Annotated in this window: 30 protein-coding genes; 2 read left to right on the top strand and 28 right to left on the bottom strand. The window is 38.4% G+C overall.

Going from position 1 to position 24,798, the window contains the following annotated elements; translation table 11 throughout:
• Positions 1-77: 77 nt before the first annotated feature.
• The 14 genes from atpA to LMD38_RS00230 all read right to left on the bottom strand — a co-directional run bounded on the left by atpA (position 78) and on the right by LMD38_RS00230 (position 9,631).
• A complete protein-coding gene (gene atpA, locus LMD38_RS00295; protein WP_000027518.1) occupies positions 78-1,586 on the bottom strand; it encodes a F0F1 ATP synthase subunit alpha in 1,509 nt (502 codons plus the stop codon).
• Between the two features lie 11 nt (positions 1,587-1,597).
• Positions 1,598-2,140 carry a F0F1 ATP synthase subunit delta gene (atpH, locus tag LMD38_RS00290; protein ID WP_000064683.1) on the bottom strand — a complete coding sequence of 181 codons (543 nt, stop codon included), beginning with the start codon at positions 2,138-2,140 and terminating at the stop codon, positions 1,598-1,600.
• Positions 2,137-2,643 (bottom strand): F0F1 ATP synthase subunit B, encoded by a 507-nt coding sequence (gene atpF / locus LMD38_RS00285; RefSeq protein WP_001142617.1) that lies wholly within the window; start codon positions 2,641-2,643, stop codon positions 2,137-2,139. The genes atpH and atpF overlap by 4 nt, the downstream gene beginning before the upstream one ends.
• Positions 2,644-2,772: 129 nt before the next feature.
• Positions 2,773-2,991 (bottom strand): F0F1 ATP synthase subunit C, encoded by a 219-nt coding sequence (gene atpE / locus LMD38_RS00280; RefSeq protein WP_000052064.1) that lies wholly within the window; start codon positions 2,989-2,991, stop codon positions 2,773-2,775.
• A gap of 56 nt (positions 2,992-3,047) precedes the next feature.
• Positions 3,048-3,767, bottom strand: a complete 720-nt coding sequence (gene atpB / locus LMD38_RS00275; RefSeq protein WP_000399870.1) for a F0F1 ATP synthase subunit A — start codon at positions 3,765-3,767, stop codon at positions 3,048-3,050.
• Between the two features lie 7 nt (positions 3,768-3,774).
• A complete protein-coding gene (locus LMD38_RS00270) occupies positions 3,775-4,167 on the bottom strand; it encodes an ATP synthase subunit I (protein WP_000567600.1) in 393 nt (130 codons plus the stop codon).
• Complete coding sequence (locus tag LMD38_RS00265; RefSeq protein ID WP_001171223.1) at positions 4,167-4,391, bottom strand: AtpZ/AtpI family protein; 225 nt, start codon at positions 4,389-4,391, stop codon at positions 4,167-4,169. Before LMD38_RS00265 ends, LMD38_RS00270 begins: the two co-directional genes overlap by 1 nt.
• Positions 4,392-4,417: 26 nt before the next feature.
• Positions 4,418-4,531 (bottom strand): DUF4024 domain-containing protein, encoded by a 114-nt coding sequence (locus LMD38_RS00260; protein WP_000232961.1) that lies wholly within the window; start codon positions 4,529-4,531, stop codon positions 4,418-4,420.
• Between the two features lie 378 nt (positions 4,532-4,909).
• On the bottom strand, positions 4,910-5,539 hold the full coding sequence (gene upp / locus LMD38_RS00255; RefSeq protein ID WP_000517539.1) for a uracil phosphoribosyltransferase: 630 nt from the start codon (positions 5,537-5,539) through the stop codon (positions 4,910-4,912).
• A 271-nt stretch (positions 5,540-5,810) separates the two neighbouring features.
• Positions 5,811-7,052, bottom strand: a complete 1,242-nt coding sequence (gene glyA, locus LMD38_RS00250; protein ID WP_048557345.1) for a serine hydroxymethyltransferase — start codon at positions 7,050-7,052, stop codon at positions 5,811-5,813.
• A 216-nt stretch (positions 7,053-7,268) separates the two neighbouring features.
• Positions 7,269-7,841: a TIGR01440 family protein gene (locus LMD38_RS00245; RefSeq protein ID WP_000136362.1), complete on the bottom strand. Its 573-nt coding sequence runs from the start codon at positions 7,839-7,841 to the stop codon at positions 7,269-7,271.
• A 66-nt stretch (positions 7,842-7,907) separates the two neighbouring features.
• Positions 7,908-8,351: a ribose 5-phosphate isomerase B gene (gene rpiB / locus LMD38_RS00240; protein WP_000869919.1), complete on the bottom strand. Its 444-nt coding sequence runs from the start codon at positions 8,349-8,351 to the stop codon at positions 7,908-7,910.
• Between the two features lie 95 nt (positions 8,352-8,446).
• Positions 8,447-8,887: a low molecular weight protein arginine phosphatase gene (locus LMD38_RS00235; protein WP_000832385.1), complete on the bottom strand. Its 441-nt coding sequence runs from the start codon at positions 8,885-8,887 to the stop codon at positions 8,447-8,449.
• Between the two features lie 246 nt (positions 8,888-9,133).
• The gene (locus LMD38_RS00230; RefSeq protein WP_000473666.1) at positions 9,134-9,631 is read right to left on the bottom strand and encodes a PTS sugar transporter subunit IIA; all 498 of its coding nucleotides are present in this window, start codon (positions 9,629-9,631) and stop codon (positions 9,134-9,136) included.
• A gap of 387 nt (positions 9,632-10,018) precedes the next feature.
• Here LMD38_RS00230 and LMD38_RS00225 point away from each other — a divergent pair, with 387 nt between their 5' ends.
• Both LMD38_RS00225 and LMD38_RS00220 read left to right on the top strand, forming a co-directional pair.
• Positions 10,019-10,405, top strand: coding sequence for a DoxX family protein (locus LMD38_RS00225; protein ID WP_000968618.1), 387 nt, complete (start codon positions 10,019-10,021; stop codon positions 10,403-10,405).
• Positions 10,406-10,564: 159 nt separating this feature from the next.
• Complete coding sequence (locus tag LMD38_RS00220) at positions 10,565-11,176, top strand: flavin reductase family protein (protein WP_000949039.1); 612 nt, start codon at positions 10,565-10,567, stop codon at positions 11,174-11,176.
• A gap of 263 nt (positions 11,177-11,439) precedes the next feature.
• On the opposite strand, the gene LMD38_RS00215 is transcribed toward LMD38_RS00220, so the two are convergent.
• The 14 genes from LMD38_RS00215 to LMD38_RS00145 all read right to left on the bottom strand — a co-directional run bounded on the left by LMD38_RS00215 (position 11,440) and on the right by LMD38_RS00145 (position 24,704).
• Positions 11,440-11,955, bottom strand: coding sequence for a DIP1984 family protein (locus LMD38_RS00215; protein ID WP_228920062.1), 516 nt, complete (start codon positions 11,953-11,955; stop codon positions 11,440-11,442).
• A 10-nt stretch (positions 11,956-11,965) separates the two neighbouring features.
• Complete coding sequence (locus LMD38_RS00210) at positions 11,966-12,241, bottom strand: DUF3935 domain-containing protein (protein WP_000197468.1); 276 nt, start codon at positions 12,239-12,241, stop codon at positions 11,966-11,968.
• Between the two features lie 150 nt (positions 12,242-12,391).
• On the bottom strand, positions 12,392-12,940 hold the full coding sequence (locus LMD38_RS00205) for a manganese efflux pump MntP (protein WP_000142468.1): 549 nt from the start codon (positions 12,938-12,940) through the stop codon (positions 12,392-12,394).
• Between the two features lie 77 nt (positions 12,941-13,017).
• The gene (locus LMD38_RS00200) at positions 13,018-14,058 is read right to left on the bottom strand and encodes an L-threonylcarbamoyladenylate synthase (RefSeq protein ID WP_000557347.1); all 1,041 of its coding nucleotides are present in this window, start codon (positions 14,056-14,058) and stop codon (positions 13,018-13,020) included.
• A gap of 108 nt (positions 14,059-14,166) precedes the next feature.
• Entirely contained in the window at positions 14,167-14,625 is a 459-nt protein-coding gene (locus LMD38_RS00195) for a GNAT family N-acetyltransferase (RefSeq protein ID WP_000758435.1), read from the bottom strand.
• A 49-nt stretch (positions 14,626-14,674) separates the two neighbouring features.
• Positions 14,675-15,541, bottom strand: a complete 867-nt coding sequence (gene spoIIR / locus LMD38_RS00190) for a stage II sporulation protein R (RefSeq protein WP_228920060.1) — start codon at positions 15,539-15,541, stop codon at positions 14,675-14,677.
• A gap of 113 nt (positions 15,542-15,654) precedes the next feature.
• Positions 15,655-16,506, bottom strand: a complete 852-nt coding sequence (prmC, locus tag LMD38_RS00185; protein ID WP_001267033.1) for a peptide chain release factor N(5)-glutamine methyltransferase — start codon at positions 16,504-16,506, stop codon at positions 15,655-15,657.
• Positions 16,506-17,573 carry a peptide chain release factor 1 gene (gene prfA / locus LMD38_RS00180; RefSeq protein WP_000887065.1) on the bottom strand — a complete coding sequence of 356 codons (1,068 nt, stop codon included), beginning with the start codon at positions 17,571-17,573 and terminating at the stop codon, positions 16,506-16,508. Before prfA ends, prmC begins: the two co-directional genes overlap by 1 nt.
• 268 nt (positions 17,574-17,841) lie before the next feature.
• Entirely contained in the window at positions 17,842-18,429 is a 588-nt protein-coding gene (locus LMD38_RS00175; RefSeq protein WP_000280862.1) for a thymidine kinase, read from the bottom strand.
• A 108-nt stretch (positions 18,430-18,537) separates the two neighbouring features.
• Positions 18,538-18,783: a type B 50S ribosomal protein L31 gene (locus tag LMD38_RS00170; RefSeq protein ID WP_000643437.1), complete on the bottom strand. Its 246-nt coding sequence runs from the start codon at positions 18,781-18,783 to the stop codon at positions 18,538-18,540.
• A gap of 770 nt (positions 18,784-19,553) precedes the next feature.
• Entirely contained in the window at positions 19,554-20,825 is a 1,272-nt protein-coding gene (rho, locus tag LMD38_RS00160; protein WP_001053898.1) for a transcription termination factor Rho, read from the bottom strand.
• A 317-nt stretch (positions 20,826-21,142) separates the two neighbouring features.
• Entirely contained in the window at positions 21,143-22,108 is a 966-nt protein-coding gene (gene glpX, locus LMD38_RS00155; protein WP_000442336.1) for a class II fructose-bisphosphatase, read from the bottom strand.
• A gap of 116 nt (positions 22,109-22,224) precedes the next feature.
• Positions 22,225-23,514 carry a UDP-N-acetylglucosamine 1-carboxyvinyltransferase gene (gene murA, locus LMD38_RS00150; protein WP_228920059.1) on the bottom strand — a complete coding sequence of 430 codons (1,290 nt, stop codon included), beginning with the start codon at positions 23,512-23,514 and terminating at the stop codon, positions 22,225-22,227.
• Between the two features lie 332 nt (positions 23,515-23,846).
• On the bottom strand, positions 23,847-24,704 hold the full coding sequence (locus LMD38_RS00145) for a class II fructose-bisphosphate aldolase (RefSeq protein ID WP_001131850.1): 858 nt from the start codon (positions 24,702-24,704) through the stop codon (positions 23,847-23,849).
• Positions 24,705-24,798 lie beyond the last annotated feature (94 nt).

Here is a 24,798-nt window from a genome sequence, read left to right as displayed (position 1 = left end):
AGAAATTGAGATGCCTTTATATATTATCTAGCTCCGCCTCTTAGCCGATGGGGCTAAACAGTCGGCTTCACTTTTTATTATTCAGAAGCTACGAATACTTTTTTAAATCCGTTAATTGCTGCTGCAAATTTGTCGTCATCCGCAAGTTTCTTAGTTGTGCGGATTTCTTCTAATAAGTCAGTCGCATTAGAATCTAACCAAGCATGGAATTCTTCTTCGAAACGAGTGATATCTACTACTGGGATATCATCTAGGAATCCACGTGTTAAAGCGTAAAGAATGATAACTTGTTTCTCTACACGTAACGGTTTGTGTAATCCTTGTTTTAATACCTCAACAGTACGAGCACCACGGTTTAGTTTCGCTTGAGTTGCTTTATCTAGGTCAGAACCGAACTGAGCGAACGCTTCTAACTCACGGTAAGATGCAAGGTCAAGACGAAGTGTACCTGATACTTTACTCATTGCTTTAATCTGAGCAGATCCACCTACACGAGATACAGAAGTACCCGCATCGATCGCTGGACGTACGCCAGAGAAGAATAGGTCAGATTGTAAGAAGATTTGTCCATCCGTAATTGAGATTACGTTTGTTGGGATGTAAGCTGATACGTCCCCTGCTTGTGTTTCGATGAAAGGTAGTGCAGTTAAAGAACCGCCGCCTTTTGCATCACTTAATTTTGCTGCACGCTCTAATAAGCGAGAATGTAAGTAGAATACATCCCCTGGGTAAGCTTCACGACCTGGAGGACGACGTAATAGTAATGACAGCTCACGGTAAGCTGCTGCTTGTTTTGATAAGTCATCATATACTACTAATACGTGTTTACCATTGTACATGAACTCTTCACCCATTGTTACACCAGCGTAAGGAGCTAGGTATAATAATGGAGCTGGTTGAGAAGCAGATGCAGTTACAACGATTGTGTACTCTAATGCACCATGCTTACGTAGTGTTTCTACTACGTTACGTACAGTTGATTCTTTTTGTCCGATAGCTACGTAAATACAAATCATATCTTCATCTTTTTGGTTAATGATTGTATCTAGTGCAACTGCTGTTTTACCTGTTTGACGGTCACCGATGATTAACTCACGTTGACCACGGCCAATTGGTACAAGAGCGTCAATCGCTTTAATACCTGTTTGAAGTGGCTCATGAACAGATTTACGATCCATTACACCTGGTGCTGGACTTTCGATTGGACGAGTGTTTGTTGTATTGATTGGGCCTAAACCATCAACTGGTTGACCTAATGGGTTTACAACACGACCAATTAGTTCTTTTCCTACTGGTACTTGCATGATGCGACCAGTACGACGAACTTCGTCACCTTCACGGATTTCTGTGTAAGGTCCTAAAATGATAATACCTACGTTGTTTTCCTCTAAATTTTGTGCTAGTCCCATAACGCCGTTAGAGAACTCTACAAGTTCACCAGCCATAACGTTATCAAGACCATGAGCACGCGCGATACCGTCACCAACTTGGATAACTGTACCAACATCACTAACTTCGATTTCAGACTGATAGTTCTCGATTTGTTGCTTTATCAGTGCGCTAATTTCTTCAGCTCTGATGCTCATGTGCTTCACCCCTATCTATTCTTCATTAATTCACGCTGAATACGTGCTAATTTTCCTTGTAAACTTCCGTCATAAATGCGATTTCCAATACGTACTTTAATGCCGCCTAGTAAATCTTCATCTACAACATTTTTTACGCGAATTGCATCTTTTCCTGTTCTCTTTGCAAATGCTTCTGCAATGTTAAGCTTCTCTTCTTCCGATAGAAGACGAGTAGAATATACAGTTGCGTCCGCTACGTTACGTTCTTCATTAGCAAGAACAACATATTCATCTGCAATTTCAGGTAAGATATCAATGCGCTTGTTATCAATTAAAATATATAACGTATTTAAAATAGATTCAGAAACAGACCCGAATACGTTTGCAAGAAACGTTTTCTTTTGTTCCTTTGAAATGTTCGGTTGCGTTAAAAAGCTATGTAGTTCTCCGTTCTTTACATAAACGTTTTGTACAAGGCGTAATTCCTCTTCAAACATTTCTAATACGTGTTTTTCTTTAGCAATTTTAAAAAGAGCGACAGCATAACGTTTTGCTACAATCCCATTGCTCATCGCGCTTCTCCTACTTCTTTAATATAATCGCGAATTAACTTCACTTGATCTTCTTCTTTTAATTCTTTTTCAATTACTTTAGAAGCAATTTGAACAGATAAAGAAGCAACTTGTTCTTGTAAAGCAGCAATCGCTTGCTCTTTTTCGCGTTGAATTTCTTGTACAGCAGATGCTTTAATTGATTCTGCTTCTTCTTTCGCAGCAGCAACAATAGCATCTTTTTGATCTACAGCTTGTTTTTTCGCTCTTTCGATTAACTCTTGTGCTTCAACACGTGATTGTTTTAACATTTCACGTTGTTCTTCTACTAACTTCTTCGCTTCAGCGTTACTTCTTTCTGCAGCGTCGATTTCATTAGTAACATGCTCTTCACGTTCTTTCATAATCCCCATTAAAGGACCCCACGCGAATTTGCGTAGCATTACTAATAGAAGTAAGAAAATGAACAATGTATAAGCAATCGTTCCAAATGGAATGGCAGCCCCTAATAATAAAGTTGGCACAAGGATTCACTCCCTTCAAAATATCTAAATTGATCATATGAAAAAAAAAGACATACGTTTCGTTCATAAAGCAATGGCGAAGAAAGTTCGGAAAAACACTCTTCGCCATCTATGTAAGGGGAGTCTCCCTTATTTGTTCATTACGATGAATGCAATAACTACACCGATGATTGGAAGTGCCTCAACTAAAGCAACCCCGATGAACATAATTGTTTGAAGTGCGCCTTTTAATTCTGGTTGACGAGCAACACCTTCGATTGTACGTGATACGATAAGACCGTTACCAATACCTGCACCTAATGCTGATAAACCAATTGCAATTGCAGCTGCGATTACACCTAAACTCATTTAATTTGTCCTCCTTTGTATTATAAAAAAATAAATTTTTTCTTACTTAAATTATATTAATGGTCATGACTTACTTTATGAGCCATATAAACCATCGTTAACATAACGAAAATAAATGCTTGGATTGATCCAACGAATACACTGAATCCCATCCATGCTAACATCGGCACAAGTGCACCTAATGCTCCAAGGAATGATGCTCCGCCCAGCTTAGCAAGTAATCCTAATAAGATCTCACCTGCATAAATGTTACCAAATAAACGAAGACCTAACGTTAATGTGTTAGCAAACTCCTCAATAACCTTTAATGGGAATAAGAATTTCATAGGTTGGAAATAACCTTTTACGTATTCTTTCGTACCCTTCATCTTAATTCCATAATAATGGGTGAGGGTAACTACCATCACGGCTAATGTTAATGTAACTGCTGGATCAGACGTTGGTGATCTCCACCATGCAATATGTTCGCCAGCTTCAGTTGCTGAATACATGAATGGTAAACCAAGGAAGTTCGATACGATGATAAACATGATAAGCGTAACGCCAAGCGTTAAGAAACGTCCACCTGTTTTCCAGTCCATCGTACTATTGATAATCCCTTTCACGAAGTCAAACACCCATTCCATGAAGTTTTGCATTCCTGTTGGGCGAAGAGCTAAGCTGCGAGTTCCGATAACAGCGATTAAGAAAACAATAACTGCTGCTACAGTAACCATCATAACTGATGACAAATCGAACGTTAAACCTAGAAATTCAACTAATTTACCGTGTTCCACTAGTAATTCACCTCTCTTCCCTGCTCTTATACTCTAAATAAAGAAAATCTATGATCATGACAAGGTATCCTGTCAGCAATCCTACACCTAAGCCCCACATCGCAATTAACTCTTGATATTTGGCTGCAAATAAAATTAATAACCCAATCGTGGCGAATCTTGAATATGTACTTACCGCTGTCGCCTTAAACTTCACGTTTTCTCCATTTGTCACGCGATCCAACAGCTTGTCTGTCCTACGTGCAATGATGCGCAAACTAAGAAAACTGAAAATCGTTCCGATAATCAGTCCAAGAAATACATCCTTGTAAGAGGTGAATCCCCATCCTAGCACTAGAAGCGCAAGCAAGTAGTACATATATTTCTTTTGTCTTTGGACAAGTCCATGTACGTCTATCATCATTGCTCTCCCGAATAGTAATGTCGAATGAGTCGAATCATTGCGTATACCCCTGTTCCTAATCCGAGTAATAACCCTATAATAAGAAACAATGGAAACGTTCCAACCTTATTATCAATCCACTGCCCACCAAAGATCCCAACAAGAATAGAACCGACTAACTGAGCAAGAATACCTGACATTAAAGCATAAGCTTTTATATGGCTGCGATCGTTTTTTTGCAAGGATTCATCCCTCCAATATGTAGCCCTCATTCACGATGTGTTAATAATAACTCATTTTTTTGCATAAATCCTATACAAAATAAAAAGTTTACATTTTCGTCACGGAATAGATGTATTTTTGTCACTGAAAGCCCTACCATCTATCCCCGTTGTTAGCATACAATAGGGTATTAACAGTGTCAACGAGAAATCGTAAAAAATCAAAAAATTTGAGTATTAGTCATTTCCTCCCAAAAATGAAAACGTTCCCCTTCTAAATACTGGTTAGAGATATGAAATTTCTAACAGTTTTCTCTTTATAATAGAAGGAAATGTTCACAAGTTTGTCACTATTATATTTTTACGATATAACGCTTTCCTTCCATAATATAGTGCTCTTTAGACGTAAGACTTCTATATTATATGTGATGTGTATGCAACTTATGTTGTATATACTATGTATATTTATCCTCTCCCCTCCCCTACTTGCTTACATCAAAAAAAGACGAGCTGAGGAATCCCCCTGCTCGTCAGTTGTCTTACTTCGTTCCGAATAAACGGTCACCAGCATCACCAAGACCTGGTACTACATATCCGTGGTCATTTAATTTCTCATCTAATGCTGCTACATAAATATCAACATCAGGATGTTCTTCTTGTACTACTTTTACTCCTTCTGGAGCTGCAACGATACACATTAATTTAATTTGTTTTGCGCCGCGCTTTTTCAGAGAGTTAATTGCTTCAGCTGCAGAACCACCTGTTGCTAGCATCGGATCTAGTACGATAAAGTCACGCTCTTCTACATCCGTTGGAAGTTTCACATAGTATTCTACCGGTTGCAATGTTTTAGGGTCGCGGTATAAGCCAACGTGTCCTACTTTTGCTGCTGGAATTAATTTCAGAATTCCATCAACCATTCCTAAACCTGCACGTAAAATCGGAATTAAACCAAGTTTTTTACCAGCGATCACTTTTGTTGTCGCTTTGCTTACAGGAGTCTCAATTTCAATGTCTTTAAGTGGAAGGTCGCGAGTAATTTCAAAAGCCATTAAGCTTGCTACTTCGTCCACTAATTCACGAAAATCTTTCGTACCTGTATTCTTGTCGCGAATATATGTAATCTTATGTTGAATTAACGGGTGATCAAATACATACAGTTTTCCCATGTGAATCTCTCCTTTAGATGATATTCATGCGTTTGCACGCTTTTTTACACTATTTACGATTGTAAAGAAAACGCTACTAATATTCAAGGGCAAATTTGGAAAAGTCATGATTTCCGATGAATCTATCTAGTATCTTTACCAATTATGGGAGCTGTATCCTTCATTATATCGCCAAAATTTATTCATCATTTGTATACATACTTAAAGAACAATATATGTCCACAAAAAAAACTGCCAAAACAATTATGTCTCAGCAGTCTTCTTCAATCTATTATAGATTTGGATACATTGGGAATTTGCTCGTTAACGCTTCTACACGCTTACGTGCTTCTTCTAATGCAGCTTCATTGTCATGATTTTTTAATGTGTAAGCAATAAGTGACGCAATTTCATCCATTTCTTCTAAACCGAAACCACGAGATGTTACAGCTGCTGTACCGATACGTACACCACTTGTTACAAATGGGCTTGCTGTTTCAAATGGAATTGTATTTTTGTTCACTGTAATACCAACTTCGTCTAATACGTGCTCTGCTACTTTACCTGTGATTTCTAGGTTACGAACATCAATTAGGATTAAGTGATTGTCTGTTCCACCAGAAACAAGTGTAAGTCCTTCTTTTTGAAGACCTTCAGCTAAGCGGTTCGCATTGTTAATGATATTTTGTGCATATGTTTTAAAATCATCTTGAAGTGCCTCACCAAACGCAACAGCTTTTGCAGCGATTACGTGCATAAGTGGACCACCTTGAATACCAGGGAAGATTGATTTATCAATTTGTTTTGCAAATTGCTCTTCACATAAAATCATACCACCACGTGGACCACGTAATGTTTTATGTGTTGTTGTTGTAACGAAATGTGCATGTGGCACTGGATTTGGATGTAAACCAGCCGCTACTAAACCAGCGATATGTGCCATATCAACCATTAAGTATGCGCCCACTTCATCTGCAATCTCACGGAATCGTTTGAAATCGATAACACGAGGGTATGCACTTGCACCTGCAACGATTAATTTTGGTTTATGTTCTTTCGCTTTTGCTAATACATCATCGTAATTAATACGGTGAGATTCAGCATCCACGCCATATTCTACGAAATTATATTGTACTCCACTGAAGTTAACAGGGCTTCCGTGTGTTAAGTGACCACCATGAGATAAATTCATACCAAGTACTGTATCGCCTTGCTCTAAAATCGTGAAGTATACTGCCATGTTCGCTTGTGCACCAGAATGCGGTTGAACATTTACGTGCTCTGCGCCGAAAATTTCTTTTACGCGATCACGTGCGATATCTTCTACTACGTCTACATGTTCACAACCACCATAGTAACGTTTCCCAGGATATCCTTCAGCATACTTATTCGTTAAAACAGAACCTTGCGCCTCCATTACTGCTTCACTTACGAAGTTTTCCGAAGCAATTAACTCAATCTTCGAACGCTGTCTCCCTAGTTCTGCCTCAATTGCAGCAAATACCTTTTCATCTTGACGTTTTAAATGATCCACCAAAATCCCCCTTTTCTGAACGAATTACATCGATTCCCAACAGTTTTTTCTTATTTATTCAGAAAAAACGAAAATTCAGGTTGTAATTCTTTCGAACCTTCATGTTTTCAACTACATTCTAACATGACTTTCTATATCATAAAAGAAAAAAAAGACCGAAAATCGGTCTTTTCTTTCTTCTATAATAAAGTCAGACAACATACCTTATTCATAACTTTAACGGCAAGTGATAGTCTCTTCCTTCGCCGCATAAACAGCACGTGCTCCACCAATTAGCTTTCCACGTGTTGTTGCCATCGTTACATGTGCACTTCCAATTTCCTTCACACTAGTACGAACCGGAACAGCTACGTGCTTTAAATGCATACCGATAAATGTATCACCAATATCCATTCCCGCATCTGCTTTAATAAACTCAATTACTACCGGATCTTTCAAATTGTGATAAGCATATGTTGCTAATGCACCACCTGCTGATCTAACAGGCGTAACTGTTACAATTTCAAATTGATATTTCATCGCCAACTCTTTCTCAACTACTAAAGCACGGTTTAAATGCTCACAACATTGAAACGCCAACTCAATACCTGTTTGTTCTTGAAATTGTTTTAACTCAGAAAAAATCGCCTCTGCTACTTCCATCGTTCCTGATGTCCCAATTCTTTCTCCTAGCACTTCGCTCGTACTACACCCCACTACAAAAATTTGACCACTTTGTAATGAAGCTTGTTCTTGGAAATCAGAAAGCGAAATTTGTAGCTGTTCTCTTACCTTTACGATTTCTGTCATTACGCCTCTTCCTTTCACAGGTTGGTTCACCAAATTATATTTCCTACTGCTTCTAGTTAGAATCTATTACTTTGCTTCGTATGTTTTAATTTTTCCTACGCGGTTTTCGTGACGGCCGCCTTCAAATTCAGTTGTTAACCAAATTTTTGCGATGTCGCGTGCTAGACCAGCACCAATTACACGCTCGCCCATTGCTAACATGTTTGTATCGTTATGCTCTCTCGTTGCTCTCGCACTGAAAGTATCATGAACTAATGCACAACGAATACCATTTACTTTGTTTGCAGCAATTGACATACCGATGCCTGTCCCACAAACTAAGATACCACGATCTACTTCGCCATTTGCTACCATTTCCGCTGCTGGAAACGCAAAATCAGGGTAATCAACAGAACCAGCTTCACATTCACAACCTAAATCAATATATTCAATATTTAACTCTTCTAATAAACTTACAAGTTCTTTACGGATATTCATACCGCCGTGATCAGATGCTACTACTACTTTCATTTTTACCCCTCCAAAGTTTCAATCCATTATCTTCATTCTCACTTAATCCTTTAATGGGACGAAGTGATCTCCAATATCGTATTATACACGAAACATCAACCTTCTGAATGTTTTTTCAGTAAAGTTTGTACAAGTTTTTCCATCTCTTCTAATGTTTCTTTATAAATAGAGAGAGATCCGCCGAACGGATCTGAAATATCCTTACTCATCCCCTCAGTTACTCCATATAATGTATCTACTTTCCCTTCAACACTCGGATAATGCCCAAGGATAAGTTCCTTATGGTTTTCCGTCATTGTTACTACAATATCTGCCCAATCAATTAAGGCTTCGTTTACCTGCTGCGAAGCATGATCGATTGCAATTCCCTTTTCAGCTAAAGCTTCCTTTGCATGTACCGACGCATCACTTCCAGGATAGGCGAAAACACCAGCAGATTGCACTTCAAACTTACCTTCTCCATAATGGCGCAGTAACGCCTCAGCCATCGGACTACGGCATGTATTTCCAGTGCAAACAAATAATACTCGTTTCATCTAAACCCACCCCTTTTCTCTATTTCCTTCCTTTTATCATAGCGTACATTACAATAGAACAAAAGAAATGTGAATATACGAAAGGCGCATTTCTCTTATATTTTTTCTAAGAAAAATGCGCCTTATCCACATATATGTGAAACCCTATTTCCAAGTGCCCAAAGTATTTTACCATATATAAGGAACAGACTACAAAACAAAATAAGGAATCCATTTCATACGAAACGGATTCCTTTCATGTGATAATTATTTCATTGTAACTTTCATTACTTCTGTTGAACCTTTTGTAGCAGTTACACCTACAGTTGTCTTAATAGACTCAGCTGCGTCTGTGTTTGTAATAACGATTGGAGTAATTGTGCTTTTCGCTTTTTCACGAATTAATTCTAAGTCGAATGAGATTAATTTATCTCCAGCTTTTACAGCTTGTCCTTCAGAAACGTGAGCTTCAAAACCTTCGCCTTCCATTTTTACAGTTTCTAATCCAACGTGGATTAAAATTTCTGTACCGTTTTTCGCTTTAATTCCAATTGCATGTTTCGTGTGGAATAATTGTACGATTTCGCCATCAACTGGAGATACAACTACACCTTCAGTAGGATCGATTGCAACACCGTCACCCATCATACGACCAGCGAATACTGGATCTGGTACTTCTTCAATATTTTTCACCGCTCCAGTTAATGGAGCTACAATTGTTTCTTCATTTGTTTTTGAACCAAGACCGAATAATTTTTTAAACATAGGATAGTCCTCCTTATAATTTACCTAAAAGTTTATAGGGCAATCTCTATTAAAGATCAGAATAAACGTAAGACTTCATACTTCGAATATTATACTGTAAAAACGCTTTCGAAATAAATTACGTCATTACTACTAGACTCTTATTGTAGCGTCTCACAAAATTCCAGTCAATTCTGATTGTCTGAATAACAATAAGAAGTTAACTTCTACTTATATTTTCTCTTTTTTTACTTAACTTGTCTAGAGGTCTTTACTACATTTTATTTTTTGTTGTTAATTTGTAAAATTTTTTTCAAACTTTTTTCGAAATCCACTTGACTAAAGTAAGTAACTATTTTATTATTACTTACGTAAGGTAAGTTAATAACTTTTAGGAGGTTTTCAAAAATGATGGATTTCGGTCTTCTTATTATTCGTCTTATTATAGGTATTACATTCATGGGTCATGGTGCTCAAAAATTATTTGGTTGGTTCGGCGGTTACGGTTTAAAAGGAACAGGTGGCTGGATGGAATCAATCGGTTTACGCCCTGGTGTATTTATGGCATTTATGGCTGGTGCAACTGAACTGTTAGGTGGTTTCTTATTCGCATCAGGTATTTTCACTGCAATCGGTTCATTATTTATTGTTGGAACAATGTTAATGGCGATCTTCACTGTTCATGGAAAAAACGGTTACTGGGTAACTCAAAATGGATATGAATATAACTTAATGTTAATCGCTGTTGCTATCGGTGTAGCTTTAATCGGTCCTGGCGCATACGTTTTACTATAATTTTTATCTTGAATCCGAGATTATTTAGGTGGAACTTACTTCATTGTGGTTGAAGTAAGTTCTTTTTATGTAATAAAAATATTATTTTCAGCAGGAGTTTTCCACTAACATCTTGTAAACAAACAATAAGTCGTCATATTTAGAAAGGGGATTTCAATCATGTTATCCATTAATCCAAATGAACAATCGGAAAAAGAGAATTACAAATTACTTACAGGAAGTATTATTCCACGCCCTGTCGCATTCGTTACTTCTGTAACAAAAGACGGCGTATTAAATGGAGCACCATATAGTTATTTCAATATTGTTGCTGCTAATCCGCCACTTATCTCAGTTTCTGTACAACGAAAAGCTGGAGAAAGAAAAGACACTTCTCGAAACGCAATTGAAAAAGGAGAATTTGTTGTACATATCTCTGATGAATCATATGTAGCGGCAATTAACGAAACAGCAGCAAATCTCCCTCCAAATGAAAGTGAAATTGAATTAGCAAAATTAACACCAATTGAAAGTGATGTCATCTCCGTTCCAGGTGTAAAAGAAGCAAATATTCGAATGGAATGCGTACTAGAACGCGCAATCCCCCTTGGCGGAACAGAAGACTCACCAGCTTGCGATTTACTAATCGGACGCGTCGTTCGCTTCCACGTCGCAGAACACCTATACGAAAAAGGACGCATTCATGCCGAAGGACTAAAACCAGTAAGCCGCCTAGCAGGACACAACTACGCAAAACTAGGAGAACAATTTGAATTAGTGAGGCCAATCTAAAAGCGGAAGCGGCTCGTTCAGAATAGAAGTAACAATAATATAAAAGGGTGTACCAAATTAATTTGGTACACCCTTTTCATAGAAGAAGAAAAATAATTTTTCATTATTGGTCATCGACCTCTTTTCCCATTATTGGTCATCGGTAAAAAGTAACAGTGTGATTGGTTATTGGATGATTGGTTGTCCTTTGGCCATCACAAATCTCATTTTTACAAAAGTGGTCTTCTTCTATGCCTTGAAGCGGAGTCTCACCACTTCAAGGTTTAAAAGTATTTTTCACCATCAAAGTCTAGTTCAATGGCGTAGTTTTTCGCATTAATTAAGTTAGATAACCTATTAGCTTGTCTCTCTAACTCTAAACCTTTTACACGATATACTTCAGGATCAAACATGGCTACTTTTACAAGCGACGATGTTTCACCGTACGAATATACATGTTCTTCTTTCTTACTCACGCCAAACTCTTTACACTTTCGAGCTTTTGCACGTAACTGCGTTGCAAGTTCTATCGCTTCAACAATCGTTATATTCTCTCCGTTGAAATTCACTTCATTTCGGATATTTGCTTCATACATTAATTTACCTAAAAGACGAAAATCAGCGCGAACTTCATCTAGCTCCTGTTCAACTTGTACCAATGTACGCGTCTGTTTTGGAAGTGTATCACCTTTTTCAATTTCAACAAATCCAATTTGGTTCATCTCTTCTTCTAATTCATGTATTCTTTTCGATAATACACTTTTTAATTTTACAGCTTCTGCCAAAGAAATGTTAGACATAGTATCCCCCTTATATCTCTTCTTTCTGCTCCTCTAAAGTAGGTACTTTCTCTTTTTTCGGTTTCCCAAGCTTAATGACTAAGAAATATAGGGAAAGCAATGTAATAAGAAAAACAATTATAAATGGATACGGAGAATAAAAGGCACGCGCTGCCTCCGTTTTCCCTGCAACAAACTTCAATGACTCAATATCTAAAAACTCAGCAAACATTTGTACACCGAGCATACTAAACCAAAAAACAAAAAAACTAATAATAATACCAAAAACTTGCTTCAATCTCGTCATCCATCTCATCCTTTCTATATGTTTAATTTTTTAGCGCAATCAGTATAGTACAAACAAAACTATGCACAGAAAGGAACTATCTTACCATTCGCGAATTAATTTAATCCAACCTAAAATTGAAATTTGTAAAATAACGCCCTCCCCCTAAAATTATATAGGAAAAAGGAGATATAATCCAAATCCAACCAAAATGATACCACCTACTATCTCACCATATGTACCGAGCATACCTTTCGCATGCCTACCAATGAATAAACCAGTCCACGCTAATAACATACTAATAAATCCAAAGAGTAATATCGTAATAACTGTCTGTGCTCCGTAAATACCAAGACTAAGCCCTACTGAAAAACTATCTATACTAACACCAAATGCAAATACGAATAAACTAATTCCAATAGGGGCTGTTCTAGTCTCTTCATTCTCTAAAATAGAGGAATACACAATATAAAATCCTAGTCCTATTAATAAAATAGCACCTGCAAAATGTGCAATGTCTCCATACTGCTCTGATAAAAAACGACCTAATACCATCCCAATAAATGGCATGATAATATGAAATATCCCTATCGTCACACCGATATACAGGATCTGTCTTATCTTTAAGGCCATCATTCCCATACCAAGACTCACCGAAAATGCATCCATCCCTAAGGCGAATGCCATAATTATTAAAGGTATTAGCTGTTCAAACGTCATTCATGTCCCTCCTCGGACGTGCTACTTCACAATATGCTTATCCGAGGAGAAATATTCTGTTTGCTAATCGTACCTTATCATTCAGTAATAATTTGATGTCCTGCCGCTTTTGTTAAACGATTCATAATGGCATTCCCTATTCCTTCATTCGGGAATGATTCACTAAAAATAACATCCACTTCACTTGCATCAAATGTTCTAAGTACATCATATAATTTAGTCGCAACGCTAGCTAAATCACTTCGAACACCACAAGATAATACAACATCCGCGCTATATACATGCTGATACTCTTCTGTCGTTAATACACCGACTTTGAATCCTTCTTCCTTTTTCTTATCCACAATAAGCTGAATAAATTCACGTGAACCTTCAACAATACTTAGCGGCGCTTTCGGTGCATAATGTGTATATTTCATTCCAGGTGATTTAGGTTTTTCCTTCTCATCCTTTAGAGCCGGATCTAAAGAAACCGTGCCAATCACCGCTTCCAATTGTTCTTTCGTAATTCCACCTGGGCGTAATATCGTTGGAACAGCGCTCGTACAATCAATTACAGTCGATTCAACACCGACTCCTGTTGCACCACCATCTACAATACCTGCGATTTTCTCATTTAAATCTTCATATACGTGAGATGCTAACGTCGGACTTGGACGACCTGAACGATTTGCACTAGGTGCTGCAACAGGTACATTTGCCTCTTCAATAAGAGCAAGAGCTACCGGATGATCAGGCATTCTTACTCCAACCGTATTAAGTCCTGCCGTTACCTTCTCTGAAATCCCTTCTTTTCTAGGTAAAATAATTGTTAAAGGGCCCGGCCAAAAATGCTCCATTAACTGTTCTGCAACTGGCGGAATTTCCTTCACAATACCATCTAACTGCGATTTTGTACCGATGTGGACAATAAGTGGATTATCACTCGGTCTTCCTTTCGCTTCAAAAATTTTCGCAATCGCTTCATCATTCATCGCGTTTGCACCTAGTCCATATACCGTTTCTGTAGGGAAGGCAATCGCCTCATTTTCCCTTAATAATTTTGCTGCTTCTTGTAACTGTGGATAATATTTTTTTCTTTCCACAACATTATCCACAACCCACATATTTGTATGCATTTTTTCCCACGTCCTTTTCTACCCTGAAATACTTGTCTATTTTTAGTTTACTATGAGATTTATCCAAAAGACAAACAAGGTTTATCCACAAAATGTGGATAAACCTAATTAATCCGTGGATAACTTTGTGAATAGCTGACAATTTAGTATTATTGCATTTGGCTCTTTTATATTTTTACAAAAGTGTTCTAACTGTCGAATCCCCTCTGGTACGTTCTCTTTCTCTATCGTAACAAAGTCAAAAAACTGAAAGATCGTTATAGATTGTGGATGATTTGTTAGTAAGTACAATTGTCGAATATTTTTTTCTTTCATATACTGCAAAAACATTTCAAAAAAATATAAGAAAGTCTGTTTATCCACATTAGGTGTGAATAAACAAGAACGAATAAGTGCGTTTTCTTCACTTTGTTCATATCCAATGACTGCCCGTATTTCTTCCGCCTCTTCCAAAATCATAAACTGTGCGTACAACTCATTTATTTTATCATCTTTTTTATTAGCTTGTCCGAAAAAAGAATGCAATCTTTCCACATCTGCCTTTGTCGCAAAATATACCTTCTTCATAATAAATCCCTCCTCTTTTTTATATATGAGAAGGGATTTACGAATAGTACTATTTAGAGAATAAAGATGTAAAAGCTTCTACAATAAATAACTTAACTTCCGGCTTTTCTTCTTCCTCTTCTACTTTTACATACTCATTTCGCTTTTCTTGTTTTTGTTCCACAGGTTTCTCCACTTTTTCCACAGTTTTTGTTTCCTCTTTACTTGCAGGTTGTTCTTCTACTTTCGTTTCATTTTTTACTACTTTTTTTTCAGAAGCTGTTACTTTTTTTGCGACTTCCTGCTTTACAACTTTCTTTTCTTTCACCTCATCCCCTTTTTTCTCTTCTGCATTTACTACTTCTTCATCATCTATTTGTTTCACTTGCTCCTCTTCAGGAGATTCAGCCTTCACAACATGTTCTTCTTTCCTTACAGCTGTACCATTTGAAAAATCTAAGAAACACATTGGTGGAAATAGTACACACCACCAGTTTGCCCCTTCACCTTCCCCAATTGTAATTAAGACTGCTTCATATTCCCCTGCCGGATAAATAAAATTCCCATATACCTTTGTAGGAAACTTTACATTTTTACTGAATTTCACTTGAAATGAATCTTTACTTCCTTCTTTTTTCAACGTATTTGCTACTGTTTTTTCGATTTCTGGAATATGACTTTGAATGACCTTGCGTGCCTCTTCAAATGAAGTTAAATCAGCTACCCATCCATCAATTTGTGCTTTTACTTCATCACGCACTTTGCGCTTTAACGCCTGGTCTTTATCTGAATCACTATTTGCTAAAATCCGTAATCGAACGGCCTCTTTCGGAATAACTGAAGGCCCTTTCGCATCAGCTTTCATATATCCAAACTGCACAAGTAACTGTGCACCAATTAATAATAGAAGAAGATAAGCAATAACTTGTTTTTTCATTTCCTCCACCGTCCCTTCTACAAACAGTGTGGACAGACTTTCATCTTTCTAAACTATTAAATTCAAAATCTATATGAATTTTTCCACAAAAAAAATAGAGTAAGGTGTAAACCTTACTCCATCTCCGCAAATACCATACGATCTTTTCCATTAATATCAAAAACAACCTCAACATGAGCATGTGGAAATGCTTGTTGTAACAGCCCTTTCACGTCCTCACCTTGCCCTACTCCAATTTCAAATGCGACAATTGCTTTCTTCTGCAACACATTCGGCAACTCTTCCATAAAGCGGCGATAGAAATCTAATCCGTCTTCACCACCAACAAGCGCTCTCTTTGGCTCATGCTCTTTCACCACTGGAGAAAGACCACGCCAATCTTCTTCCGGTATATATGGAGGATTTGAAACAACAACATCTAACTTTTGACCCGTTTCATAAAATGGTGATAATAAATCACCATGATAGAACGTTACTTCTGCGCCCAAAGTTTTCGCATTTTCTTTTGCAACTTCAATCGACTCCTGCGCAATATCTACCGTATACACATGAAGATTTTTATTTTCTAAAGCAAGTGTAATCGAAATTGCTCCGCTACCTGTACCAATATCTGCTACATGTATTTTCTCATCACCAAAATGACGCTCGATTCTTTCTAACACTCCTACTATAAGCTCTTCTGTTTCTGGTCTTGGTATTAATACTTCTTCATTCACAAAGAACGATCTTCCATAAAACATTTCATGACCAATCATATATTGAATAGGAATACCTTCTACATGCTTGTGGATAAACTCTGTAAAACTTTTTTCTTGTTCCGCAGTTATTTCTTCACGCATGTTCATCAATAATCCTGTTCTATTCGTCTTTAATACATGACAAAGGACAATTTCTCCCGCATTTTCATCTCGTCCATTCTCCTGTAAAAAAGAAGAAGCCCATTTCAGGGCTTCATAGACACGCATTACTCAGCTGCCTCCATCCTTTGAGCCTGATCTTCCATTACTAAGGCATTGATGAAATCATCTAACTTACCTTGTAAGATTTGATCTAACTTTTGAATCGTTAAACCGATTCGATGGTCTGTAACACGGTTTTGCGGGAAGTTATACGTACGAATACGCTCTGAACGATCACCCGTACCAACAGCTTGTTTACGGTTTTGATCATACTCAGCTTGTGCTTCTTGTCTAAACTTATCATAAACACGTGCGCGTAATACTTTCATCGCTTTTTCTTTATTCTTAATTTGTGATTTCTCATCCTGACATGATACAACTACACCAGTCGGTAAATGCGTTAAACGTACCGCTGACATCGTTGTATTAACGCTCTGTCCACCAGGTCCACTAGAAGCGAATGTATCAACACGAACATCTTTCTCATGAATATCAATTTCTACTTCTTCTGCCTCTGGTAATACAGCTACAGTTGCTGTAGATGTATGGATACGTCCACCAGATTCCGTTTCAGGAACACGTTGTACACGGTGAGCGCCATTCTCGAATTTCAGCTTCGCGAAAGCACCTTTACCGTTAATCATAAAGATAATCTCTTTATATCCACCTAACTCTGTATAGCTAGCCTCGATAATCTCCGTTTTCCAACCTTGCACCTCAGCATAACGGCTATACATACGATATAAGTCACCAGCAAATAAAGCGGCCTCGTCGCCACCAGCAGCTCCACGAACCTCAACGATAACGTTCTTATCATCGTTAGGGTCTTTTGGTACAAGTAAAATTTTCAGACGCTCTGATAATGTTTTTTCTTGTGATTCTAACTCAGAAACCTCTTCTTTTACCATTTCACGCATTTCTGCGTCTAACTTATCTTCTAACATTGCTTTCGCATCTTTTAATTGCTCACGAACATCCTTATACTCACGATACACCTCTACCGTTTCCTGTATATCAGACTGTTCCTTTGAATATTCACGAAGCTTATTTGAATCACTAATAATTGCTGGGTCGCTTAGCAATTCATTTAACTTCTCATAACGATTTTCTACAGCTTGCAAACGATCTAACACATCATTCACCTCTACATCCTAGTATCTAATACAAATAGTATATGGTACTTACTCAAAAAAACGCAAATTATATTTAAAAGCGTAAGCGGCTTGCTCAGAATCGCAGGCCATTGGAACTCTCGACCTTGAAGCGCTTTTTGCTTCAAGCGAGAGAGTGAAATGGCCGGAGATTCTAGCCGCTGGAGCTAGATATTACAACTTAAAGCGCAAGTGGCTCACACCACTCACACTCTCTATTCTGAAAAAAACCCGCCTTGCGCAGCGAGTTTTACTTATCTTTGTTTGTAGGAACTGCATGACAATGACGACAGCGTGGTTCATACGATTCTGAAGCACCAACTAAAATAATCGGATCATCAAATGCCGCTGGTTCTCCATCAATTAATCGTTGTGTACGACTTGCCGGAGATCCACATGCAGAACATACTGCTTGTAGTTTTGTTACATGTTCAGCAATCGCCATCAGCTGAGGAACTTGTCCAAATGGTAGACCACGGAAATCTTGGTCTAAACCAGCTACAATGACACGATAGCCACGATTTGCCAATACTTGCACCACTTCCACAATGTCCCCATCAAAGAATTGCACCTCATCGATTGCAATTACATCCATTTCTTCAGTGATATGTTCAAATATATCTTTTGAAGCTGAAACAGGAACTGCTTTTACCTTTAATCCGTTATGTGATACAACGTCTTCTTCACTATAGCGATTATCAATACATGGTTTAAATACAATTGCATGTTGTTTCGCAAATTGCGTACGACGCACACGGCGGATAAGCTCTTCTGATTTACCAGAAAACATACTACCGCAAATCACTTCAATCCAACCGTTCTGATTTATTAAGTACATGAAGCTCTCCTTTCATCTACTTTTTAATTAAAAGTAGGGTAAAGGTATAATATTTTCGCAAAAAAAACAGACAAGCGAATAGATACACTTGCCTGTTTTATGTTTTTATTACTTAAGACCGTATTTCTTATTGAAGCGGTCAACGCGTCCGTCTGCAGTAGCAAACTTCTGACGTCCAGTGTAGAATGGGTGAGAATCAGAACTGATCTCAACTTTTAGTAATGGATAAGTGTTACCATCTTCCCACTCAACAGTTTCGTTAGATCCTCTAGTAGATCCGCTTAAGAATTTGAAGCCTGTGTTTGTGTCCATGAATACAACTTTCTTGTAATCTGGGTGAATTCCTGCTTTCATTCTTTTCATCTCCTTCCGCCCTGAATCATTTTCGAAACAGAGTTTTTCATCTTCAGCTGCATACACAACTATATTGATGAAACACATATGATGAAATTATAACAAGGCTAACTTCATTTTGCAACTACCTGTTTTTGTCTTTTGAAATTTAAAGTGGAGGTGGCTCGCTCAGCTCTGACCAGCTAAGGTTCTTTCGACCTAAAGGTGCTTTTTACCTTTCGGGCGGAAGGTTCTTAGATGCGAAGAGCTAGCCATCGGAACTGGATATCATTTAAAAGCAGAAGCGGCTCGTTCAGAATCGCAGGCTATTTGGAACTCTCGACCTTGAAGCGCTTTTTGCCTCGTAGGAAGACGCGAAGCCACCGACCATTCTAGCCGCTGAAGCTGGATATTATCTTTAAAGTGGAGACGGCTCGTTCAGCTCTGACTGGCTAAGGTTCTCTCGCACAAATGGTGCTTTTTACCTTAAGTAGCGGAGGTTCTTAGACACGAAGAGCTAGCCGTCGGAACTAGATACAATTTAAAAGCGCAAGCGGCTCGTTCAGAATGGGAGGGGGATGGAGCTTCTGACGTAGAGGCGCTTTTTGCCTCGTAGGAAGACGCGAAGCCACCGACCATTCTAGCCGCTGGAGCTGGATATTATCTTAAAATGGAGGCCGCTCATCCAACTAGAACCAACTAATGCCCTTCCACTCATCTCTCTTTAAGATCACCTAAAAAACATAAAAAACTCGCTTACCATAAAATAAGCGAGTCCCAATCTTTTCCCTTTACTTCGTTGTTACATATCTTTTCGAATCTGCAACAATGTTTTGTAAAAATTCTTCATTTGTCTTTGTTTGACGAAGTTTACGTAAGAAACCTTCAACAAAGTCTGGTGTATCACGCATTGTTTTACGAATACCCCATAGCTTGTCTAAATGTTCTTTCGGAATTAATAGATCCTCTTTACGTGTACCAGAACGGCGAATATCAATTGCCGGGAAGATACGACGCTCAGCTAATGAACGATCTAAATGAAGTTCCATATTTCCAGTTCCTTTAAATTCTTCGTAAATTACATCGTCCATACGAGATCCTGTATCAACAAGAGCTGTTGCTAAAATTGTTAAGCTACCGCCTTCTTCGATATTACGTGCAGCTCCAAAGAAACGCTTCGGTCTATGGAAGGCAGCTGGGTCGATACCACCCGATAATGTTCTACCACTTGGCGGAATAACAAGGTTGTAAGCTCGCGCTAAACGGGTAATACTATCCATTAAAATGATAACATCTTTTTTGTGCTCTACAAGACGCATTGCACGTTCTAACACAAGTTCTGCTACTTTAATATGATTTTCTGGTACTTCATCAAAAGTAGAGCTTACAACATCTCCTTTAACAGAACGTTCAATATCTGTTACTTCCTCTGGACGCTCATCAATTAAAAGGACAATTAATTCAGCTTCCGGATGATTTGTTGTAACACTGTGTGCGATTTCTTTTAATAGACTAGTTTTACCAGCCTTTGGAGGCGCGACAATTAAACCACGTTGTCCAAATCCAACTGGTGCAATTAAATCCATGATGCGTGTCGGTAACTTTTTCGGTTCCGTTTCCAATTTCATTTGGCGATCTGGGTATAATGGTGTTAATGCAGGGAAATGCACACGCTCTTTTGCTGACTCTGGATCATCTCCGTTTACAGCTTCAACTTGTAATAATCCAAAGTAGCGTTCATTTTCTTTCGGAGGTCGTACTTTACCAGAAACCTTATCTCCATTACGTAAATCGAAACGACGAATTTGCGAAGCTGAGATATAAATATCTTCTGAGCTTGGAGAGTAGTTGATAGGACGTAGGAATCCAAATCCTTCTGATTGAATAATTTCTAATACGCCTTCCATGAAGAAGAAACCTTCTTTTTCTGCTCGAGCTTTTAAAATGGCGAAGATTAACTCTTTTTTCGTTAATTTGCTATAATACGAAATTTTAAATTCTTTCGCAAGCTCGTATAACTCTTTTAATTTCATGTTTTCTAATGCTGCAATTGACAAATTCATTCAGACACCACACTTTAACGTTATTCTCTTTTCACATGGGTAAAGGGAAAAAATACGGAAGGCAAATAATTAATAATGAAAGGCAATAAGTTCAAGTAGGGTAATATTCACTATTGTAACCCTTTTATCTAGTTTTAATCAATACGTTGAAACACAAATACAAGAAGCGAAGACAAGAAAATTTGTCTTCGCTTTTTATTTAATCCAGCTTCAGCAGCTAGAATGGTCGGTGACTTCACTTCTTCCTACGAGGCACAAAACGCCTCTTCGTCAGGAGTTCCAATGCCTTCCCCTTCTGAGCAAGCCACCTCCGCTTTTTACTTAATAACCAAGTTCGGTTTTTTATTTAAGCTGTGACGTCCGTCTACGAAGCGTACTGTGCCTGATTTTGCGCGCATAACAAGGGATTGTGTTGTTCCTACGCTACCTTTAAATTGAACGCCGCGTAGTAGTTCTCCGTCTGTTACGCCTGTTGCTGCGAAGATTGCATCGTCACCTTTTACTAAGTCCTCCATGCGAAGGATGCGGTTGATATCTTCTATGCCCATCTTTTTGCAACGCGCCAATTCAGCTTCGTTTTGTGGTAATAATTTCCCGTGAATTTCTCCACCTAAACATTTTAATGCAACTGCTGCTAACACACCCTCAGGCGCGCCACCAGAGCCGAATAAAATATCTACACCTGTACGATCAAATGCGGTGTTGATTGCACCAGCTACGTCTCCATCATTAATCAATTTAATGCGAGCACCAGCTTTACGAATTTCTTCAATAATTGCTTGATGACGTGGACGGTTTAAAACTGTCGCTACAACATCTTCAATATCTTTGTTTTTCGCTTTCGCAACTGCACGTAAGTTATCGATAATAGGCGCATCAATATCGACCGCCCCAACTGCTTCTGGGCCAACCGCGATTTTATCCATGTACATGTCAGGAGCATGTAACAAATTACCATGATCTGCAATTGCAATAACAGCAAGAGCATTCCATCCACCAGCTGCTACAATGTTTGTCCCTTCTAAAGGATCAACTGCAACGTCTACACGCGGACCATATCCTGTACCTAATTTTTCTCCGATATATAGCATTGGTGCTTCATCCATTTCACCTTCACCAATTACAACTGTACCTTTCATCGGAATTGTATCAAATACATCACGCATAGCTGATGTTGCTGCACCGTCTGCCTCATCCTTTTTCCCGCGTCCCATCCAACGCGCTGATGATAAAGCTGCAGCCTCTGTTACACGTACTAACTCCATAGATAAACTTCTTTCCACGATAATCCCTCTCCTTTAAGTCTTTATATTTCTGCCGTATTTTGTGAACCGTGTTTTTCTATAAAGTGTACTTCCGCAAGTAGTGATGCTTCGCTTCCCCCTCGCGGAAGTATCACTTATGCGTTCTTCATTTCTTCAATTTCTTGCTTTGTCATTTGTTCTCGCCAAATGTTTGCACCAAGCCCTTTAAGCTTGTCTACTATATTTTCATAGCCACGATCAATATGCTCAAGTCCGGTTACTTCTGTAATTCCATCCGCCATCAATCCTGCAATAACAAGAGCTGCTCCAGCTCGCAAATCACTCGCTTTCACTTTTGCACCTTGTAATAAAACAGGACCAGTTACGATAGCTGACCGACCTTCTACTTTAATTTGCGCATTCATGCGACGTAATTCATCAATATGTTTAAAACGTGCGCCATAAATCGTATCCGTTACAACACCCGTTCCATGCGCCTTTGTTAAAAGTGTTGTAAATGGCTGTTGTAAATCTGTTGGGAAACCTGGATATACAAGCGTTTTTATATCAACTACTTTTAATCTTCTATCACCGTTCACTGTAATCTGGTCATCATTCGTTTCAACTTGGACACCAGTTTCTCTTAATTTTGCAGTAACTGACTCCAAATGCTGAGGAATAACATTATCAACTGTTACTTCTCCTCCTGACGCAGCACCTAAAATCATATACGTACCCGCTTCAATACGATCTGGAATGATCGTATGATGACAACCGTGCAATGAATCCACACCATCAATTCGGATTACATCTGTACCAGCACCTTTAATGCGTGCTCCCATGCTAGTTAACAATGTAGCTACATCAATAATCTCTGGTTCTTTCGCTGCGTTTTCAATAACAGTTCTACCTTTCGCTCGTACAGCTGCTAGCATAATATTAATCGTAGCTCCTACACTAACAACATCTAAATAAATACGTGCCCCTCGTAGTTCATCTGCTCTTAAATAGATAGCACCTTGTTCATTCGTAACATGTGCACCTAACGCTTCAAATCCTTTAATGTGCTGATCAATCGGCCTCGGTCCTAAGTGACATCCACCTGGAAGCCCAATAACAGCTTTTTTAAAACGGCCAAGCATCGCACCCATTAAATAATAAGAAGCACGCAATTTTTTCACTTTTCCATTTGGTAAAGGCATTGCAACCATGTTAGAAGGATCGACTACCATCTCTTCCTCCTGTCCATACGTTACTCTTCCTCCAATTTCCTCTAGTAAGTCTCCTAACATTTTCACGTCCGAAATATTAGGGACACCACCAATAGTTACTGGAGTATCTGCTAAAATTGTCGCTGGAATTAGTGCAACGGCGCTGTTCTTTGCACCACTCACACGAATTGTTCCATTTAAAGCTCTTCCGCCTTCAATTAGCAATTTTTCCATATTGAGCTCCCTTCTTGTGAATGTATTTACTTTCTATATTTTTATAGAAAGCTCCCCCTTAAGAATCTCAATCACTCTTTCCACCCTAACACTCAATAAATAGGAAACCATCATCTTCATTTCTCCTGTAATACAAAAAGATAAAGATTAACTATTTATCGAATTTACTTTATCAATTTAGATACATTATCACATTTATTAATAGGACTATGCACATTATTTTCTATTTCAAAAACAAAATGATAAAATCTTTAGACTTGTTCACGCTTTCATTATACAACGAAAGGAAACCGTCTAAAAGAGTAGACGGTTTCCAAAACGGAATTTTATTCTTACGCTTTACCGTTAGAACCGAATTCGCGAATTTTACCAATAACAGTTGCTTTGATAGCGTCGCGGCCAGGTCCGATAAATTTACGAGGATCGTAAACTTCTTGGTCTTTGTTTAATACTTCACGAACAGCTTTTGTAAACTCAATTTGGTTCTCAGTGTTTACGTTGATTTTTGAAGTACCTAAAGAGATAGCTTTTTCGATATCAGCAGTTGGGATACCAGTACCACCGTGTAATACTAAAGGTACGCCAGTGAAGTCACGAACTTGTTCCATTTCAGCGAATCCTAAGTTAGGCTCACCTTTGTAAGGACCGTGTACAGAACCTAAAGCTGGAGCTAGGCAATCGATACCTGTTGCTTCAACAAGGTGCTTACACTCAGCTGGGTCAGCGTAAATTACGCCTTCAGCGATTACGTCGTCTTCTTGTCCGCCAACTGTTCCAAGCTCAGCTTCAACAGATACGTTACGAGCGTGTGCGTATTCTACTACTTTTTTAGTAGTTTCTACGTTTTCTTCGAATGGGTGGTGAGAAGCGTCGATCATTACAGATGTGAAACCTGCATCGATTGCTTCTTTACATTTTTCGAAGCTTGAACCATGGTCAAGGTGAATCGCTACAGGAACAGTGATGTTCATTTCTTCGATTAAAGCTTTAACCATAGCTACAACTGTTTTGAAACCAGTCATATGACGAGCTGCACCCTCAGATACACCTAGGATTACAGGAGATTTTTCTTCTTCCGCAGCAGCTAAGATAGCTTGAGTCCACTCTAAGTTGTTCATGTTGAATTGACCAACTGCGTATTTTCCTTCTAGTGCTTTGTTTAGCATTTCTTTCATAGAAACTAAAGGCATGGTGAATCCTCCTAAAAAACGTTTTTTGTATCCGATAAGTTCTTATCGCTGGTAGTATGACCAGAATAAGGTAAAATATGTATATCTACATACC

This window comes from Bacillus pacificus, assembly GCF_020861345.1.
Taxonomy (GTDB): domain Bacteria; phylum Bacillota; class Bacilli; order Bacillales; family Bacillaceae_G; genus Bacillus_A; species Bacillus_A pacificus.
This window is presented reverse-complemented; position numbering and strand designations above follow the sequence as displayed.

Bases quoted from the DNA above. Each gene is read 5' to 3' on its own strand.
- atpA (WP_000027518.1), bottom strand. From the start codon at position 1,586: ATGAGCATCAGAGCTGAAGAAATTAGCGCACTGATAAAGCAACAAATC.
- atpH (WP_000064683.1), bottom strand. From the start codon at position 2,140: ATGAGCAATGGGATTGTAGCAAAACGTTATGCTGTCGCTCTTTTTAAA.
- atpE (WP_000052064.1), bottom strand. From the start codon at position 2,991: ATGAGTTTAGGTGTAATCGCAGCTGCAATTGCAATTGGTTTATCAGCA.
- LMD38_RS00270 (WP_000567600.1), bottom strand. From the start codon at position 4,167: ATGATAGACGTACATGGACTTGTCCAAAGACAAAAGAAATATATGTAC.
- LMD38_RS00260 (WP_000232961.1), bottom strand. From the start codon at position 4,531: ATGGTAGGGCTTTCAGTGACAAAAATACATCTATTCCGTGACGAAAAT.
- upp (WP_000517539.1), bottom strand. From the start codon at position 5,539: ATGGGAAAACTGTATGTATTTGATCACCCGTTAATTCAACATAAGATT.
- LMD38_RS00245 (WP_000136362.1), bottom strand. From the start codon at position 7,841: ATGACAGAAATCGTAAAGGTAAGAGAACAGCTACAAATTTCGCTTTCT.
- rpiB (WP_000869919.1), bottom strand. From the start codon at position 8,351: ATGAAAGTAGTAGTAGCATCTGATCACGGCGGTATGAATATCCGTAAA.
- LMD38_RS00235 (WP_000832385.1), bottom strand. From the start codon at position 8,887: ATGAAACGAGTATTATTTGTTTGCACTGGAAATACATGCCGTAGTCCG.
- LMD38_RS00230 (WP_000473666.1), bottom strand. From the start codon at position 9,631: ATGTTTAAAAAATTATTCGGTCTTGGTTCAAAAACAAATGAAGAAACA.
- LMD38_RS00225 (WP_000968618.1), top strand. From the start codon at position 10,019: ATGATGGATTTCGGTCTTCTTATTATTCGTCTTATTATAGGTATTACA.
- LMD38_RS00220 (WP_000949039.1), top strand. From the start codon at position 10,565: ATGTTATCCATTAATCCAAATGAACAATCGGAAAAAGAGAATTACAAA.
- LMD38_RS00215 (WP_228920062.1), bottom strand. From the start codon at position 11,955: ATGTCTAACATTTCTTTGGCAGAAGCTGTAAAATTAAAAAGTGTATTA.
- LMD38_RS00210 (WP_000197468.1), bottom strand. From the start codon at position 12,241: ATGACGAGATTGAAGCAAGTTTTTGGTATTATTATTAGTTTTTTTGTT.
- LMD38_RS00205 (WP_000142468.1), bottom strand. From the start codon at position 12,940: ATGACGTTTGAACAGCTAATACCTTTAATAATTATGGCATTCGCCTTA.
- LMD38_RS00200 (WP_000557347.1), bottom strand. From the start codon at position 14,058: ATGCATACAAATATGTGGGTTGTGGATAATGTTGTGGAAAGAAAAAAA.
- LMD38_RS00195 (WP_000758435.1), bottom strand. From the start codon at position 14,625: ATGAAGAAGGTATATTTTGCGACAAAGGCAGATGTGGAAAGATTGCAT.
- spoIIR (WP_228920060.1), bottom strand. From the start codon at position 15,541: ATGAAAAAACAAGTTATTGCTTATCTTCTTCTATTATTAATTGGTGCA.
- prmC (WP_001267033.1), bottom strand. From the start codon at position 16,506: ATGCGTGTCTATGAAGCCCTGAAATGGGCTTCTTCTTTTTTACAGGAG.
- LMD38_RS00175 (WP_000280862.1), bottom strand. From the start codon at position 18,429: ATGTACTTAATAAATCAGAACGGTTGGATTGAAGTGATTTGCGGTAGT.
- LMD38_RS00170 (WP_000643437.1), bottom strand. From the start codon at position 18,783: ATGAAAGCAGGAATTCACCCAGATTACAAGAAAGTTGTATTCATGGAC.
- rho (WP_001053898.1), bottom strand. From the start codon at position 20,825: ATGAATTTGTCAATTGCAGCATTAGAAAACATGAAATTAAAAGAGTTA.
- murA (WP_228920059.1), bottom strand. From the start codon at position 23,514: ATGGAAAAATTGCTAATTGAAGGCGGAAGAGCTTTAAATGGAACAATT.
- LMD38_RS00145 (WP_001131850.1), bottom strand. From the start codon at position 24,704: ATGCCTTTAGTTTCTATGAAAGAAATGCTAAACAAAGCACTAGAAGGA.